Here is a 16,778-nt window from a genome sequence, read left to right on the forward strand (position 1 = left end):
ATCACGCGGCCGTCGAGAGCAGATGCCATGTCCGGCGCGCCTGGTTGCGGGTTCTCCTGACTTGTCGGGTGTCGCTCGCGTGTCATTCCATCACCATGCCTACACCCGCCGCGGCCACTCCGAAGACGACAAAGAAGCCCGATGGCAAGCCCAACGTGCTCATCCTCAATGGAGACGACATCGGCATCTGGAACATCAGCTTCCATAACCGCGGGATGATGGGGTATCGCACCCCGAACATCGATCGTATCGCGGAGGAGGGCCTCGCCTTCACGGATTACTACGGTCAGCAGAGCTGCACCGCTGGCCGAGCCGCGCTCATCACCGGCCAGAACCCGCTCCGCACCGGGCTCACCAAGGTGGGGATGCCCGGCGCCGCGGTCGGCCTCCAGCCCGAGGACCCCACGATCGCCGAGCTCTTGAGGCCGCTCGGCTACGTGACCGGGCAGTTCGGCAAGAACCACCTCGGCGACCGGGACGAGCACCTCCCCACGAACCACGGCTTCGACGAGTTCTTCGGCAACCTGTACCACCTGAACGCCGAAGAGGAGCCGGAGCTCCCCGACTATCCGAAGGATCCATCGTTTCGCAAGCGGTTCGGGCCGCGGGGAGTGCTCCACTGCTTCGCCGACGGGCGCATCGAGGACACCGGCCCGCTCACCCGCGAGCGGATGGAGACCATCGACGACGAGATCACGGACCGGTGCCTCGAGTTCATCGAGCGCGCCCACCGCGACGGAACTCCGTTCTTCGTCTGGTACAACACGACCCACATGCACTTCCGCACCCACCCCAAGGAGAAGGTCCGGGGGAAGAGCGGCCAGGGCCCCTACAACGATGTGATGGTCGAGCATGACGAGTACATCGGCAAGGTCCTCGCCAAGCTCGACGAGCTCGGGATCGCCGGCGACACCATCGTCGTCTACACGACCGACAACGGGCCTCACTTCAACACCTGGCCGGACGCCGCGATCACCTGCTTCCGCAGCGAGAAGAACACGAACTGGGAGGGCGCGTTCCGGGTGCCCACGTTCGTGAGGTGGCCCGGGAAGATCCCCGCCGGCAAGGTGCTCAACGGGATCGTCTCCCACCAGGACTGGCTGCCGACGCTGCTCTCGGCGGCGGGCGTCCCCGATATCAAGGACAAGCTCCTCCACGGCCACCAGGCCGGGAACAAGAAGTTCCAGGTGCACATCGACGGCTACGACATGCTCCCCTACTTCACCGGGCAGGTGGAGGAGAGCCCGCGGAGGGAGTTCTTCTACGTCGGCGACGACGGCGATCTCCTGGCGATCCGGTATGACGACTGGAAGCTCGTCTTCATGGAGCAGCGCGCCACGCGCTTGCAGATCTGGGTCGAGCCGTTCGTCCACCTGCGGACTCCGAAGATCTTCAACCTGCGTCGCGACCCGTTCGAGCGGGCCGACGATGGCTCGAACACGTACTGGGACTGGGTCCTCGACCATGTGTTCCTCGTCGTGCCCTGCCAGGCGTACGTCGCGAAGCTCCTCGAATCGTTCCAGCAGTTCCCTCCCCGGCAGAAGCCGGCGTCGTTCAACCTCGACCGAGTGCTGGAGAAGCTCAACCAGAACCGCATCCACGGTGACTGACGACGGAGCGACGTGATCCTTCCCGCCGCCGCGGCGCGCGTCACGGCGAAGCCCCGCGAGCTCCAGCAAGATCCCCACGACCGCTTGACGCCGGCTCGCTCGGGATCACGCGCCGAGCGGCGGCGGCGTGGATCAGAAGACGACGGCGCCGGGCGAGCAATACTGGTCGAGGAGGGGCGAAGGCGTCGCCGACACGTTGGCGTCGTCCACGTAGTACACGGCCGGCCCGCCGATCGTGTAGATATAGACCTCGTTGTTGAACGACGTGCCGCAGGTCTGGAGGTACTCCCACTTTCCAGTCTGGGTCGAGGTCCTGGTGGTGTAACCCGTCCCGCCGCTGCCGAGCCCTATCGTCACCTGCCCGGTCACGGTATAGACCCAGACGCTGAACCGCAGGTAGGCGTTGTTCGGTGGCGGGCTGGCGGATGTCCAGTACTGCTGGGCGATGCCGCCGTTGGTCGTCGTCGCGGACACGAGGAGGCTGCGCTTGTTGGCGGTGTGCACGACGTCGGTCTTGAGCCATGTCGCGATGGCGCCGTAGTTCAGGTCATTGCTCGTGGCAGGCCAGGAGTCCGCCGCGGTGCCCCCAGCCCTGCTACAATGCTCCAGGCGCCGGTGTGGAGGCTGTGGCCTGGAGGCCAGGACCTCCAGGCGCAGAGGCGTGCCCCTCCAGGAGGCCGCGCCGACGGTGATGCCTGCGCGCGAGCGCCGCGTGGACGGAGGACGCGCTGCGCTGGAGCGCGCCGTGGCGCCGCCGGGGCGTCAGGCCGGCGGGAGCAGGGCGAGCAGCGCTCTGGCGGCGACCTTCTTGTCGAGGACAAGCACGCTCCGGATCAGCCTTGCGCTCCCCGTGAGCTTCTCGCCCAGCGCCTCGCCGGTGATCTCGAGCCGGCAGGCCAGGAGGCGCTGGGGGTAGCGGGAGAGGAGCGCGTCGCAGTCGCGATAGAAGCGGGTGCTGCCGTCGCTCGCGAGAAAGAGGATGCGCGACGCGCGGGCGTTCTGCGGGCTCTCCGGGGCCCTCCTGGCCGCGGCGTCCAGCCCCTTCTGCTCCCTGGCGAGCTTGTCGGCGATGAGCTCGAGGCCGTGGCAGGCGTGCTCGGCCGCGAGCGCGCCGCGGAGCTCCGCGGCCAGCGCGTCGGTCATCGGGAGCGTCGCCACCCGGTTTCGACCGCTCTCCCACAGCAGGCCCGCGTGCTTGGTGAGGAGATCGGACACCGCGTCATGGCGCGGATCGGCGACGAGATCTTTCGGCAGCTTGAGCACAGGAACCTCTGCGCGCACCCTACCAGACCCGGAGCGCCGCGACGACCGCGGCGGCGGCGAGCCTCCCGCACGCGGATCCCTCGGACCAGGCCACCCCTTCCGTGGGCTCGCGCGCTCGGCATTCCGGAGCTTCCAGCGGGAACCCTAGCCGCGCGGGGATCTGCCTCGCCGTCGCTGGCTCGGTCGCAGCACCTGAGAGACGCATCCTGCCACCACAGCGAGAACAGAAGAGCACGTCGACCTGATAGGTCCGCCGCAAGAGCTGGCCTGGACGAGGCCACCGCGGCGCGTCGCCCAGGCACGGCGCCGCCCCCATCCGCGCGGTCCACCGCGCCGCCCCACCAGCGCCCCCCGGCACCCCGGAAAGGCCCGCGACCGCGCCTGTGTCATACGGATCTACCCTACCGCGCTGGACCGCATTTGAGACTTGCGGTGCAGCGCCGCCGTGTGAGACACTCCGTGCGCAAGATCACCAACTGCGCCCGAATACATAACCTGGTCCGCCGGCTCCGGTTGACCAGTCGACTACTCGTTGGGCAGGGGAACCCAGAGCAGGCTGTCGACAATTCTCTCTTGAAGAGCCAGGTATGGATGACGGTGCAGGTCTTACGCTATGGAATGGCATCCTGGGAGCAGCTCTTGAGATTCCTGGAGCTCGCGTTGACCGGGCCTCGTTTTTGCGCTCGGCGCTAGCCCGGCACGTTGCAGCTGACGCCGTAGAGCGCGCCGTGGCCGCAACGCCAGCGAAGGCCAGAATCCTGAAATCAATCATCAATAAGTCCGCGCAAAGTTCCATTGCGTGGCACCGCGCCGGCGTGAGCGCAACCTCGGCGATTGCGGGATTACCAGGAGGCTGGTGGATCGCCGGCACGATTCCGGCCGACTTGGCTCAGTACTTCTGGCACGTAGTGGTGGTGCTTCAGAAGCTCGCCTATCTACATGGTTGGCCCTCACTCTTCCAAGACGACGAAGACATCGACGACGAGACCAAGCTTGTGCTCACTCTGTTCATTGGCGTGATGCTGGGAGCCCAAGCCGCAACGAACGGACTATCAAAGTTGGCTACCGCTATGGGAGGCGAAGTAGCAAAGCGCCTTCCGCGGGCTCCCTTAACCAAATATGCTGTCTATCAGATAGCGAAGCAGGTAGCGAAGTGGATCGGCGTCCGACTTACGAAGAAGAAGTTCGCTGAACTCGTGGGCCGAGCAGTACCGATCATCGGAGGGGGAGTGGCGGGCGTCATCACGTGGATAGCATTCGGTGGTGGAGCAAAGCGGCTCCTCGAGCATCTCGAGGGCCTTCCTCTCGCGGAGTCATGACGATGGCACAGAAATGGGTGTATAAGGCGACGCCGACGATCGCAAACCTGAACGATACCCGCGACCTGGCTGCACAGGAATGCTTTCTCGCAAAGGCAGCCCACGAGAGGCCCAACGAGCAAGGTCATCATGCGCGAGCCGACCACGTGAAGGATGTCCTGGTTGGCGACGTGATTCACTTCTACTTTCGCGAGATCGGAACGACGGCAGACAATGCACTGCCCATTGGCAGCTTCGAGGTCGTCGGAGCGTCTCCTGTTCCAGGCCGATTCACATGGCCTGTCGAAGAAACCCATCTCGCAAGGGTGCTCGATCCGGCGTTCGATGCTCGGCTCCAGAAGATGGGGTACGGTCGCGACCCCAAACTTGGGTTCACTACTGGATGGCTTCTGAGGCGCCTCGATCAGCACCCCCCGCCATATGACCGCACGTGGTTCCCCGGAAATCACGTGCTCCGAAAGTATAGCTGAGGAGTCCAACGGTGCTCGTGCCGCACACGCTCTCCCAACGCCAGGCACTGCCCAACAAGCCACGTTGCCCGCCGCATTGCGCACTGCGGCAGATCAGCAAAACGTTGGGTGGGTACGAGAGCCAGCGTACCCAGATGATCTTGACGACTCGTGTACCGATTCGGCGAACGCACGAACACGATGGGGCATCATCGCGACAACCAGATCGATGTCGTTCGTCGCGCGGGGCTCCCCTTGAAGCGAGCTTACAAGGCTGCCCCGATAAAATACTCGCAGCCGATGCTCTCCAGTGCTGCGGCCACGTGCAACGCCACGCCAAGACATCTGTCTAGGCACTCACGAGGTCACGTCGCGTCGTCCGGCTCTTGGCCGAACGGCCTGCGCGCGCAGTCGCGTCCGTACAGCCTCACGGCAATGCGAACACGAAGCTCCTGCGTGTCCGCCCCTGGATGGATAGGTCTCGTCGGTCATACTCCTGACCGCTCCCTCCGTCCCGTGCGCGGAGCGCAGGGTTTTCTCTGCTCTGCCCGCACGTGTGAGCCGACCCCTCTCGGCCGGCACAGTCTCGGACTGCCGCGGGCGTCGCGTAAGATGCTGGAATTGTTGGATAGTGCGGACAGAAATGGCCTGCGAACCCCTGACATGATGCACGACGTGCCGGGCGTGATCTCCGGTGGCGTTTGCGGTATATTTGCGGATATGTCCCTCCCCGCGATGCCTCCTCCAGGTTTCGACGACCTCTCCCCCGCTGAGAAGCTCGATTACGTACAGGCCCTCTGGGACCGCGTGGCGCTCCATCCTGAGGCAGTTCCCGCCCTGGAGTGGCATCGCGAGATCATCGCGGAACGCCTGGCGGCGCACCGCGCTGGTCAGGGTTCGAGCCGCTCGTGGGAGGAGGCCCGCCGAGACCTGCTCTCGCGCCTGCGCGCCGCGCAGCGATGAGACGGCTTGAAATCCGCCAGGAAGCGGAGGTCGAAGTCTTCGACGCTGCGCTTCGCTACGAGCGGGAGCGGCGCGATCTCGGATTCCGATTCGAGTCTGAAGTGGATGTCACGATCCGCCGTGCCATGGAGAATCCTCTCCAGTTTCCTGAGATCGAGCCCGGCATTCGTCGCGCACTGGTTCGAATCTTTCCTTACGGCGTCTTCTTCGTGCTCGAAGAACCCTTGGTGCTCGTGATAGCGGTGCTTCACCTGCACCGCCATCCGGACGCGTGGAAAGAGCGGCTGTGAGCACCGAGATGCGTATAGTGGCATTCTCGGTCTAACAATTCGTCGGTGCCGACACCGCTCCGCGGCGCTGCACCGCGCATCTTTCGGGCAGACGGGCAGACAGAAAGGCGAGTTGTAGACGCAGGCGCTGCTCGGCCGCCATGGGCAACGTTCGATGCTCTCACTGTCGAGGGAAAGCTCTGGTACGTGCAGAGGACCCGGCGTGCCGGCTCCCTTGGTTCCTTGATCGATAGGCTTCAACCAGGACCTTTTTCATGGCGCCGATCATTCCCAATCCAGACAAGATCAAGAGCTTCCCCACCGAGGCAGCGTTCGAAGCCTGGATAGCCGCGAACCACGCCCGCGAGACCGAGCTGTGGCTGAAGATTCACAAGAAGGACTCGGGCCTGCCGACGGTCACCTACGCGCAGGCGCTGGACGTCGCCCTGTGCTGGGGCTGGATCGACGGCATCCGGAAGTCGTTCGACGAGGTCTCGTTTCTGCAGCGGTACACCCCTCGCAAGGCGAGGAGCGTCTGGAGCCAGATCAACACGGATCACATCGCGCGGCTGACGGCGGCCGGCCGGATGACCCCGCACGGCCAGCGGCAGGTCGACGCCGCGAAGGCAGATGGCCGCTGGGAGGCCGCCTACGCCCCCATCCGCAGCGCGACCGGAGCCACCGTTCCCGACGACCTTCGCGCGGCCATCGAGGCGAACCCACGGGCGCGCAAGACGTTCCAGACCCTCGGGCGCCAGAACCTCTTCGCGCTGGCGTTTCGCACGAGCAACATGAAGACGCCCGCCGGGCGCGCGAAGAAGATCGAGACGCTGGTGGCGATGCTGGCGCGCGGTGAGACCATCGTGCCGGAAGGGCGGCGCTGACCTCGGTCAGCGCGCGCGGCTCCCCTCCAATGAGCGTGCAACGTGTTGCCTACGTGGTCCTCCGATGCGCAGACCTCGAGCGCTCGCGGCGGTTCTACGAAGGCCTTGGCCTGCGCTTGTCTCCAGAACAGCACGGCAACGGACCGAAGCACTACTCGTGCAACGTGGGTGGGATGATCCTCGAGCTCTATCCGCTCTCGGACGGGCCGACGTCCGGTCTCCGCCTGGGGCTCGTCGTCTCCGACCTCGATCGGATCCTGGAGTCGGTCCGAGCGCTGGGCCCGGTGATCGGCGCCATCGGCTCCGAGGGCAGCTCGCCCGTGACGGTCATCGATCCCGATGGCCATCGGATCGCCCTGGAACAAGAACGCTGAGCCGCTCCAGGGCAAAGCCGGGGAGCGGGCGCTGCTCCTCATGAACCGCTCCCCCCTCCTCCTTGGGCGACGAGGTACCCGTCGCGAACGCCGCGCGGAACTTGGCCCTCCCGCGCGCCCCCTGGCATCTCCGCGGGGTGCGATCGCGTCTCTTCCTCGCGCTCGCCGCCGCGATCGCCGTCGGGATCGCGCCGGCGACGGCATCTCCGGCGCCGCCGGGCGTCCGAAAGCTCCACGTCGAGGCCGGCGCGGTCCACGCCACGGTCGGCGCGTCGGGCAAGCAGGTGCGCCTCACGCTCGATCCCGAGCTCCAGCGCGCCGCCGAGCGCCTCCTCGCCCGCTCCGGCGCCCCCGAGGGCGCCATCGTCGCCTCCGACGTCCGCACCGGCCGAATCCTCGTGTGGGCGAGCCGCGGAGACCGGGACTACGTCGCCACCCCGCTCGCCCCGAGCGCGAGCCTCTTCAAGATCGTCACCGCGGCGGCGCTGCTCGAGGGCCGCAAGGTGAATATCGCGACGCCCGTCTGCTACACGGGCGGCATGAGCGCGATCACCGCGGCTGATCTGCAGGGCCGCGGCGCCACCTGCACCGTCTTCGGCGAGGCGCTCGGCCGCAGCATCAATGGCGTCTTCGCCCGCCTCGCAGGCCAGCACCTCACGGCCGACGACCTGCGCAACAAGGCCCGCGACCTCGGCTTCGACGGCGAGGTGCCCATCGACATCCCCGTCGCGCCGAGCACCGCCCACGTCCCCGCCGACGGGCTCGGCCTCGCCCGCGCCGCCGCGGGCTTCTGGAGCGGGCGGCTCAGCCCGCTCGGCGCCCTGTTCGCGATGCAGACGATCGCCAACGACGGCGAGCGCGTCCGCCTCTCGCTGCTCGCGCCGCCGGGCGCGCACGACGCGCAGGACCGCCGAGACGCGGGCGCGCTCGCGCCGCGGAGCACCGACGGCCGCGGCCTCCGGGCCGACGTCGCGCGCACCCTCCGGTCGATGCTCGAGGTCACGACGCGGCGGGGCACCTGCGCCAAGGCGTTCCGCAAGCCCGACGGCACCCGCGCCCTCGGCACCATGCCCGTCGCCGCCAAGACCGGCACGCTGGTCGGCGGCAGCCCGTCGCGGATGTTCTCGTGGTTCGCCTCGTTCGCGCCGTCGGATCGCCCCGAGATCGCGGTCTCCGTGATGCTGGCCAACGACATCGCGTGGCGCACCAAGGCGAACCTCGTGGGGCGCGAGCTGCTCGAGATCTACTTCGGCCGGAGGCGCCCGGGGCCCGTGGCCCGGCGGCGCTGACGGCCGTCGACGCCGCGCACACGACGCGCGCACGACGCGCCCGTGGCGCATCGCCTTCACCGATGACACGCGCACCAGCTTCCGTGACGGCGCCCGCGCGTCAGGCGCAGCCCTTTGCTCGACCTGCATCACCCCTTGCGCTCCCCTCCCCGAGAATGTGACGCTCACGCCCCATGGCGAAGGTTACCGCGCTCGGCATGGACACCATCACCGAGAAATCCGGTCACCAGATGACCGGTATGGCGGTGAGCGTGTGTTTGACCCCGGCCGCGCCCAGCCCGTTGCCCATCCCCTACCCCACGATGGGCACCGTCGCGGAGGGGATCATCGACCCGTGCATGCGCACGAAGATCGAGGGCGCGAAGATCCTCACCGTCGGCGGCTGCATGAAGGCCTGCCACGGCAATGAGCCGGGCACGCTCAAGGAGGTCGTCAGCCTCAACACCGGCGGCCCCTGCTTCCCTTGGCTCGGCGCGCCCAACGTGTTGATCGAGCTCGGAATGGCCGGCATCACCGGCAGCATGGGGCAGATGAACAAGAGCATCACCGTCGGAGCCGGCGCCAGCGCGAGCGGCGCAGGCGGGGGCGGCGGCGGCGGAGGGAGCGGCGGCGGGGGCGCCGGGGGCCCGGGCGGGGGTCGTCCGCAGGGCGGGAGCAACGGCGGCGGGGCCGGCGGAGGGAGCAGTCAGGGCGCGGGGCCTCCGAGACCGCCCGCGCCGCCGGGCGCCGAGGGGCAGGCCAGCGGTGGGCACCCGGTCGATGTCGTGACCGGCACGATGTTCACCCATCCCACGATCGATTTCTCGATGCCGGGCTGCCTCTCGACGCAGATGACCCGGAGATACCGCAGCTCTGCGGTGCGACACAAGGTCGGCCTCGGCTGGGGCTGGTCGCACGGCTTCTCGTGGCAGGCCACGCGCGCCGGAGATCGCGTCGTCCTCGTCGATCCCGACTTCCGCGAGGTTCCCCTCGCGCTCCGAGGCGAGGACGAGGTCGTCGCGCTCCCGTTCGGCGTCCAGGTTCGCTTCGTCGGAGACGACATCGTGGTTGCGCTGAACGACGGCTATTTCCGCGTGCTGCGCCGCGCGGCAGGCTCCCCCGTCTACCGGCTCGCGGCGCTGCGGGACGAGACCGGAAATGCCATCGAGTGCGTCTGGGAAGCCGGAGAGCTGGTCGCGCTGCTCGACTCCGCCGGACGGCGCGCGACCTTGCGGCGCGACGGCTCCTACCGGAGCTGGATCCAGTCGGTCGCTGGCGAGGACGGCAAGACGCACGAGCGACGCCTCGTCACGTACGAGATCGACGCGCGGGGCGATCTCGTGCGGGTCATCGACGCGGGCGGCGTCGAAACGAGCTATGCTTACGACGAACAGCATTACCTCGTCAGCGAGAGCTTGCCGGACGGGACGGTCTATCGCTTCCTCTACGCCGACCACGCCGGGCAGCGTCGCTGTGTCGAGACCTGGGGCGAGTTGCAGGGAGGCGACATACTGGGCTCCCTCGGCGCGCGCTCCGCGGGCTCGCCTGTGCAGGCGAGAGGTCTCTTTCACGCTCGTTTCGACTACGGGCCTGGCCCCTCCGAGACGCGGATGATCGACGCGGCCGGCGGGGCGCACCGCTACCGGGGCAACGCTCTCGGGCTCGTGGAGGAGTACGTGGATCCGCGCGGCTATTGCTGGACCTACCGCTATGACGAGGCGGGCCGCCTGATCTCCATGAGCGACGGCGGAGGTCGCGTCGAGCGACGCAGCTTCGACCTGCACGGCCGCATGCTCGGCCTCATAAGGCCAGACGGCGCGCGGTGGGCCTGGAAACGAGACGACGAGCAGAGCAAGGTCGTCAGCGTCGACGCCGCTGGCAAGCGGGAGATCGAGACGACGTGCGGCACGCGGACGGTGGAGCACCAGGACGCCCGCGGGCGCATCACCCGCTTCGCCTACGATGCCCACGGGTTGCTGCGCGACATCGCCTATCCCGACGGCACGGTGGAGACGCGCTCGTACGATGCTCACGGCAACATAAACGAGCATACCTTCGAGGATGGCAGCCGGGCGCGGTACACGTTCGACCTCTTCGGTCGCCCCGTGTGGATCAGGACGCCGCGCGGAGCGGAATACGAGCTCGGCTACGACTCGCGAGGCGATCTCGTGTTCATCGCCGAGCCGGGTGACAAAACGACAGAGTTCCGGATTGGCCCGACCCGCCTGATCGAGGCGATGCGCGATCCGTCTGGCGAGGTGACGCGCTACCGTCACGTCGCGGGCGCTCTGGTCGAGTGCGTGCGCGCGGATGGAACCCGCTACGCGTTCGGTTATGATGCCCTGCGCCGCCTCGTGTGGATCGAAAACCCGGCCGGCGAGCGTTACCAGCGCACCTATGACGCCGCGGGGAACATCGTCCGCGAGACCTCGTTCGCGGGCGTGACGACGGAGTACGCTTACGACGGCTCGCGCCAGCTCGTGTCCGTCACCCGTGCAGACGGCGCGTGGATCCACCTGCTGCGCGACGCGGAGGGGCGAATCGTGGCACGGGAGCACTCGACCGGGCTCGTCGAGCGGTTCACCTACGGCGCGGGCGGCGCGCTGACAGCGGCCGAGAGCCAGGGCGTTCGCGTGCAGTTCGAGCGCGACGAGGACGGGCGCATCCTACGCGAGATCCAGGAGGCCGGCGGGTGGCGGTTCGAGATCGGCACGGAGTACGACAACAACGGGGGCGTCCTCGGGAAAGCGTACTCGACCGGCTGGAGCGTCTCATTCATCCGGCGCCCGGGAGACGGCGTACCCCTCGCGCTGCGTGCCGTCGCGACGACCCCGGAAGAGCTGCGCTTCGAGTACGACGATCGCGGGGTGGAGACGCTCCGCCGGCGCGCCACCGGCCCAGGCGCCATCGCGACGGAGAGCGATGCGTACGGGCTCCCGACGCGCGTCTCCGTGTTGGGCGAGGACGAAGCAATGCTGCGCGAGCGACGGTACGAGTGGGCCGTGGATGGGCCGCTGCGGCGAGTCGTCGACACCCACGCCGGGCAGCGGCGGTACGAGCTCGATCCGCTCGGACGACCGCTCGCGGCGGAGGGGCTCGGAGCTGCGGAGCATTTCCACTACGCGCCTCACGGTACGCCGGTGCCCCGCGCACAGCCGTGGGCGATCGGTCGCGGCGGGCGTCCGACGAACGCCGGTGACGTGCGCGTCGCGTGGGATGCGCTCGGACGTCTCGCCGCGCAGAATACCCCCGATCCGCTGCGGAGCTGGGCGTATACCTATGACGAGAACGATCGCCTGATCGAGGCGCGGCGCGGCGACGGCCGGAGCGTGCGGTACCTCTACGACCCGTTCGGGCGGCGCCTCGCGGAGACGTATGACGACGGCGAGAGCACCTGGTTCGGGTGGGACGTCGACAGCCCCGTCGAGGAACGCAGCACGAAAGGAGGCGTGGTACGCCGCGTCTTCCGCGACGACGGGTATGTGCCGCTGCTCGAGGCGGAGGACGGACGCGCATTCCGGATGATCGCCACCGACGCGGCGGGCACGCCGTGGCTCTACGTGGATCCGAGCCACGACTGCGACGAGATCGATCTCTCGGCGTGGGGCACGGTCGCTCGCCGGAGCGGCCAGCCGGGCGGTCTGCGGTTCGCCGGGCAACGCGAGGACGCGTTCACCGGGCTGCACTACAACCATCACCGGCACTACGCCCCCGCGCTGCACGTCTTCCTCACGCCAGATCCGCTGGGGATCGACGTCACGCTGAACGACGTGGGCTTCGTGCCCAATGTGACGCTGTACATCGATCCTCTCGGGCTCACGACCATCGTGGTGGGCGCTCCGCACGACCCCACGATCAAGAGCCACGCGAAGCTCCTCAGGAAGCAGTACCCGGGCGCGAAGGTGATCTCCTCGGATCAGCTGGGAAAGCCTCCGAGCTTGTGGCAGAAGCTCCGGGGCAAGAACAACAAGATCGATCCCAATGAAAACCATGTCGTCGTGACGACGCACGGCGCGCCCGGGAGCGCACAGTGGGGCAATGGCAGCGCAAGCGGCGAGCAGATCGGTGATATGCTGAAGAACGCTGGGTTCCAGGGCGGCCCGGGCGCGGTGGTGGACGTCTCCGCCTGCAACGCGGCGACGCCCGCGGCGGGCCAGAAGAGCATCGCCCACGGGATCGCTTCGTCCACGGGCGCCAACGCGAACGGCGCCATGCGCGACCCGTCGGTCGATCCGAACCAGGTCCACAACTACCAAGGCAAGAAACCTTCCTGGAAATTCTGGGGGAAGCCCCCCCAGTATCCCTATCGTCCTGGCGAGATGTGCCCCACGCCCCAGGGCCCCTTCGTGCATCAAGGCTACTACGTCGGAGTGACGCCATCCGGATCGGTCAGCGGCGTCCCGTTCAAGCCATGAACCCTCGTCTCGCGAGCGTACCATCCCCCTTTGGCGAGCTGCCCCGGCAGGCAGATATCGACGCGCTGCTCTCGCGGGCCAGCTTCGGGCGCGTGCTGGCGCGACCGCCGGCGCCAGGGCGCAGCGTCGCGCCGACGCTCTCGTGGGTGGATCGCAGCGCGCTCGCCGAGCTCCGGCCGCTGCTCCAGATCGGCGACGGGGCGCCACCGGCCGAGAGCGCATGGGATGAGGCGCCGGTGCTCGAGCTGATCGGCCGGGGCGAGCGCGTCGCAACGCTGACGCTGCATCACGGGCTCGCGGTCGGCTATCCCGGCTGGAACGCGGCCGCCCCGCTCGCGCGCCCGGAGAAACTCGCGCGCTGGTTGGCCGAGCGGGGGTGTCCCGCGCCGCCGGGTGGGACGGGCGCCGGGCCCGAGAGCGCTGCGGAAGGGCCCCGCTGGCCGGAGGGCGCTCCGCCAGACCTCGCGCCGCTCCGCGGGGCGCTCGCAGCCCCGGCAGGGGGCCGCCTCGGGGGAGCCGTCGAGGCGTTGTCGGTGCTGGGGCAAGCGCGTCCGGCGCCTCTGGATCAGGCCACGATACTGCTGGAATGGCTCGGTCATGACGCGGGCGCCTGGACGGCCGCCCCGCACAGCGATCCCGTGCCGCTCGCGCTGCTCCGCGTGCTCGGGGATGCCGTGGTGGACGACGCCATCCGCGCCGGGCTGAGCTCGGCCGCAGCGCGGCGCGGAGCGGCTCGCTTCGTCGCAGAGACAATCGCGACCCGCGCGGATCAGAAGCGGCGACGCGAGCGGCTCGCGGGAACCCTGGTGGCCCTGCGGGAGGCCGCGCGGACTTCGGGGGTCGAGGGGAGCAGCCGCGCTCTCGAGGCAGCGCTCGCTCCCGCTCCGCTGGCCGCTCCCGAGGGCACCCGGCTCCTCGCGGCGGCGCAGCACGGTCGCCTCTCTCGGATTTGCCGAGACGGCGATCACGTCGATGCGCTGGACGGGCTCTCCATCACCCGGTTCAGCGCCGGCGCGCCCGAGGGGCAAATCCTGTTCGAGCTACCCGGCGTGCACACCCCCCTCTTCGCGCGCAACGGGCGGGCACGCTTCCTGCTGAACGGCCGCGTCTGCGAGGTATCGACTCCAGGGGGACCGCCCGTCGCAGCCGAGCCCAGCCTCTGGTCCCGCATCGTGCGCTCGCCGCTTTCCTACGGCGTCGCGCGCGCGCGCTGGGAGCGCGCGCGGCGGCGCTGCGCAGAGCGGGCGGAAGCGCAGGAGCCAATGCCTATCTTCCTCGAGATTGACGAAGAGGAGGAGGAAGCGTACGCGAAGCTCGGCGCGACCGGGGCGCCACTACCGCGCGCGGTAGCGACACGCGCGCTCGCGTGGTTCGCGCCGGGGCTCAACCTCGTCGCCTGGGAGGGTGCGCGCTCCGGGTCCGCCAAGCTCGAAGGTCGACCCATCCACCTCGCAGCCGGCGATGACGGGCTCTACGTGCTCGTCGAGCACGCGCCGGGAGAGCACGCCGTCCTCCGGATCGACGGCGGGGCGATCACGACGTCAGCGCGCTTCCAGGTGGAGCCTCGCGCCATCGTACACTGGAGGCCGGCAGGAGAGAGCGTGCACCTGCTCTTGGAAGCGCCGCTCGGCGACGTGCTCGTCGACGTGGCGCTCGGCAAGAAGGAGTGAGCGGTGCTGGCCGCTCGGGAAGGCGAGCGCCGACGCCCCGCGCTCGCCGCGCACGGCCTCGTCGCCCGGCGCCGCTGACGGGCGGCCCGGGGCTGGGTTACGCTGCGACGACCCCCATGAACGCCCGAGACCGCATCCCCCTCCTCCTCGAGCAACTACGCAAGGAGTACCCCGACGCGCGTTACGAGCTCGACTGGAAGACGCCGCTCGACCTGCTCGTCGCGACCATCCTGGCCGCGCAGTGCACGGACGAGCGCGTCAACCGGGTGACCGCCACGCTCTTCCCGAAGTACCCGACGGCGCAGGCGTACGCCGACGCGCCCACGGCGGAGCTCGAGGAAGAGCTCAAGCCGACCGGCTTCTACCGCCAGAAGACGAAGACGGTGCAGGCCACGTGCAGGGAGCTCGTCGCGCGCTTCGGCGGCGAGGTGCCCGCGACCATGGCCGAGCTCACAACGCTGCCGGGCGTGGCCAGGAAGACGGCGAACGTCGTGCTCAACACGGCGTTCGACATCCCCTCGGGGATCATCGTCGACACCCACGTCGCCCGCCTCAGCGGGAGGATCGGCCTCTCGAAGCGCGAGAAGCCCGAGCAGATCGAGGAGGATCTAATGAAGATCGTGCCGAAGGATCAATGGACGTTCTTCGGCCCTGCGCTGGTGCTGCACGGCCGCTACACCTGCGTCGCCAGGAAGCCGAAGTGCGGGGAGTGCCGGATGAGCGAGTTCTGTCCGAAGGAAGGGGTCTGAGCGAGAGATGAAGATCGATCTACCTGCCTCGTGGGAGCGCGTGCTCGCCGGAGAGCTCGAGCAGCCGTACTTCAAGAAGCTGGCGCGCTTCGTCGAGGACGAGCGGAAGGCGCACCAGGTGTTTCCGGCGGAGGAGGACGTCTTCGCCGCGTTCAAGCTCACGCCGTACGAGAGCGTCCGCGTGCTGCTCCTCGGCCAGGACCCGTACCACGACGACGGGCAGGCCCACGGGCTGTGCTTCTCCGTGCGCCCGGGCATCACGCCGCCGCCGTCGCTGGCCAACATGTACAAGGAGGCGGTCTCGGATCTGCCGGGCTTCACGATCCCGAGCCACGGCTGCCTCACCACGTGGGCGACCCAGGGGGTGCTGCTGCTGAACACCGTGCTCACCGTCCGGGCGCACACGCCGAACTCCCACAAGAACCAGGGCTGGGAGTCGTTCACCGACGCGGTCATCAAGAAGGTCAACGACAGGCCCGACGGGGTGGTGTTCGTGCTCTGGGGCGGCCACGCGCAGAAGAAGGCGAAGCTCATCGACGCGAAGCGCCACACGGTCATCAAGACGGCTCATCCCTCGCCGCTGTCGGCGAGGAACGGCTTCTTCGGCAGCAAGCCGTTCTCGACCATCAACAGCGCCCTCCGCGCCCGCGGCGCCGACGAGATCGACTGGCGGCTCCCGGAGACCGCGTAGCACCGCGATGACGCGGCGGAAGCGCTCCCTGCCGCTCGCGCCCGCGACGCGGTACACCCCCGCCGTCCTCGAGGGGATCGCCGACGGGGAGCGCGCCGCGCTCGCGCTGTCGCTCGCCACGCGCACCGAGGCCGGCGCGGTGTCGGCCGCGGCCTCGGCGCTCGCGCGGGCCGAGGCGCTGCAGGGGGCATCGATCGCCGCCGAGCCGCCCGATCGGCCCATCGCCTGCAGGGCCGGCTGCGCGACCTGCTGCGTCAGCAAGGTGCTCGTGCTGGCGCCGGAGGTGCTCCGCATCGCGGCCCACCTGCGCGCCACGCGGAGCCAGGAGGAGCTCGCCGCGCTGGAGGAGCGCGTCCGCGCCGCCGACGCGGCGACGCGCGGGCTCTCCCGCCTGGAACGCGCCGAGGCCGGCGTCCCCTGCCCGCTGCTCGACGAGCGCGGCGCCTGCTCGATCCACGCTGTCCGCCCGATCGTGTGCGCCGGCTGGAGCTCCCTCGACGCCGCCGCGTGCGAGCGCCACTTCGCCGCGCCCGCGTCCGTGCCCACGGCGCCGATGCACCTCCCGGGATACGAGGTCGCCAACGCCGTCCTCGCCGGCCTGGGATGGGCTGCGAAGGAGCAGGGCCTCGACGCCGCGCCGCTCGAGCTGATCGCGGCCCTGCGCATCGCGCTCGAGCGCCCGAACGCCGGCGAGCGGTGGCTCGCGCGCCTCCCCGTCTTCGCCGCGGCCCGCGACGCCGAGTGGCAGGAGGATCGGCGGCGCGAGGGCTGATCGCGCGCCGCGATCGGCCCGCGTCATCTGGGCGCTCGCGGTCGGAGAAATCCGTTTAGGCTAGCGCGCCGCGGAGGCCGCC

At 69.0% G+C, this 16,778-nt stretch carries 15 protein-coding genes; 13 read left to right on the top strand and 2 right to left on the bottom strand.

Annotation, left to right across the window (positions count from 1 at the left end):
* The first annotated feature begins 95 nt into the window (after positions 1-95).
* Positions 96-1,610, top strand: a complete 1,515-nt coding sequence (locus tag WMF39_RS25810) for an arylsulfatase (RefSeq protein ID WP_437739137.1) — start codon at positions 96-98, stop codon at positions 1,608-1,610.
* 132 nt (positions 1,611-1,742) lie between these two features.
* On the opposite strand, the gene WMF39_RS25815 is transcribed toward WMF39_RS25810, so the two are convergent.
* Together WMF39_RS25815 and WMF39_RS25820 are read right to left on the bottom strand one after the other, a co-directional pair.
* The gene (locus WMF39_RS25815; RefSeq protein ID WP_437739138.1) at positions 1,743-2,114 is read right to left on the bottom strand and encodes a hypothetical protein; all 372 of its coding nucleotides are present in this window, start codon (positions 2,112-2,114) and stop codon (positions 1,743-1,745) included.
* A 258-nt stretch (positions 2,115-2,372) separates the two neighbouring features.
* Entirely contained in the window at positions 2,373-2,873 is a 501-nt protein-coding gene (locus tag WMF39_RS25820; RefSeq protein ID WP_437739139.1) for a hypothetical protein, read from the bottom strand.
* Between the two features lie 587 nt (positions 2,874-3,460).
* Here WMF39_RS25820 and WMF39_RS25825 point away from each other — a divergent pair.
* From WMF39_RS25825 to WMF39_RS25880, 12 genes are all read left to right on the top strand, one after another.
* Positions 3,461-4,192 carry a hypothetical protein gene (locus tag WMF39_RS25825; RefSeq protein WP_437739140.1) on the top strand — a complete coding sequence of 244 codons (732 nt, stop codon included), beginning with the start codon at positions 3,461-3,463 and terminating at the stop codon, positions 4,190-4,192.
* Positions 4,189-4,662 (top strand): hypothetical protein, encoded by a 474-nt coding sequence (locus WMF39_RS25830; protein WP_437739141.1) that lies wholly within the window; start codon positions 4,189-4,191, stop codon positions 4,660-4,662. The genes WMF39_RS25825 and WMF39_RS25830 overlap by 4 nt, the downstream gene beginning before the upstream one ends.
* 642 nt (positions 4,663-5,304) lie before the next feature.
* On the top strand, positions 5,305-5,604 hold the full coding sequence (locus tag WMF39_RS25835) for an addiction module protein (protein WP_437739142.1): 300 nt from the start codon (positions 5,305-5,307) through the stop codon (positions 5,602-5,604).
* Positions 5,601-5,894 (top strand): type II toxin-antitoxin system RelE/ParE family toxin, encoded by a 294-nt coding sequence (locus WMF39_RS25840; protein WP_437739143.1) that lies wholly within the window; start codon positions 5,601-5,603, stop codon positions 5,892-5,894. The genes WMF39_RS25835 and WMF39_RS25840 overlap by 4 nt, the downstream gene beginning before the upstream one ends.
* Positions 5,895-6,148: 254 nt before the next feature.
* Complete coding sequence (locus WMF39_RS25845; protein WP_437739144.1) at positions 6,149-6,757, top strand: YdeI/OmpD-associated family protein; 609 nt, start codon at positions 6,149-6,151, stop codon at positions 6,755-6,757.
* 29 nt (positions 6,758-6,786) lie between these two features.
* Complete coding sequence (locus WMF39_RS25850; protein WP_437739145.1) at positions 6,787-7,131, top strand: VOC family protein; 345 nt, start codon at positions 6,787-6,789, stop codon at positions 7,129-7,131.
* Between the two features lie 137 nt (positions 7,132-7,268).
* Positions 7,269-8,420 carry a penicillin-binding transpeptidase domain-containing protein gene (locus tag WMF39_RS25855; RefSeq protein ID WP_437739146.1) on the top strand — a complete coding sequence of 384 codons (1,152 nt, stop codon included), beginning with the start codon at positions 7,269-7,271 and terminating at the stop codon, positions 8,418-8,420.
* Between the two features lie 173 nt (positions 8,421-8,593).
* The gene (locus tag WMF39_RS25860) at positions 8,594-12,814 is read left to right on the top strand and encodes a PAAR-like domain-containing protein (protein ID WP_437739147.1); all 4,221 of its coding nucleotides are present in this window, start codon (positions 8,594-8,596) and stop codon (positions 12,812-12,814) included.
* Complete coding sequence (locus tag WMF39_RS25865; RefSeq protein WP_437739148.1) at positions 12,811-14,484, top strand: hypothetical protein; 1,674 nt, start codon at positions 12,811-12,813, stop codon at positions 14,482-14,484. The genes WMF39_RS25860 and WMF39_RS25865 overlap by 4 nt, the downstream gene beginning before the upstream one ends.
* A gap of 116 nt (positions 14,485-14,600) precedes the next feature.
* A complete protein-coding gene (nth, locus tag WMF39_RS25870) occupies positions 14,601-15,233 on the top strand; it encodes an endonuclease III (protein ID WP_437739149.1) in 633 nt (210 codons plus the stop codon).
* A 7-nt stretch (positions 15,234-15,240) separates the two neighbouring features.
* The gene (ung, locus tag WMF39_RS25875) at positions 15,241-15,924 is read left to right on the top strand and encodes a uracil-DNA glycosylase (protein ID WP_437739150.1); all 684 of its coding nucleotides are present in this window, start codon (positions 15,241-15,243) and stop codon (positions 15,922-15,924) included.
* Positions 15,925-15,931: 7 nt separating this feature from the next.
* Positions 15,932-16,696 (top strand): YkgJ family cysteine cluster protein, encoded by a 765-nt coding sequence (locus WMF39_RS25880; protein ID WP_437739151.1) that lies wholly within the window; start codon positions 15,932-15,934, stop codon positions 16,694-16,696.
* Positions 16,697-16,778 lie beyond the last annotated feature (82 nt).

Source organism: Sorangium sp. So ce1504 (genome assembly GCF_051521635.1).
Taxonomy (GTDB): domain Bacteria; phylum Myxococcota_A; class Polyangia; order Polyangiales; family Polyangiaceae; genus Sorangium; species Sorangium cellulosum_B.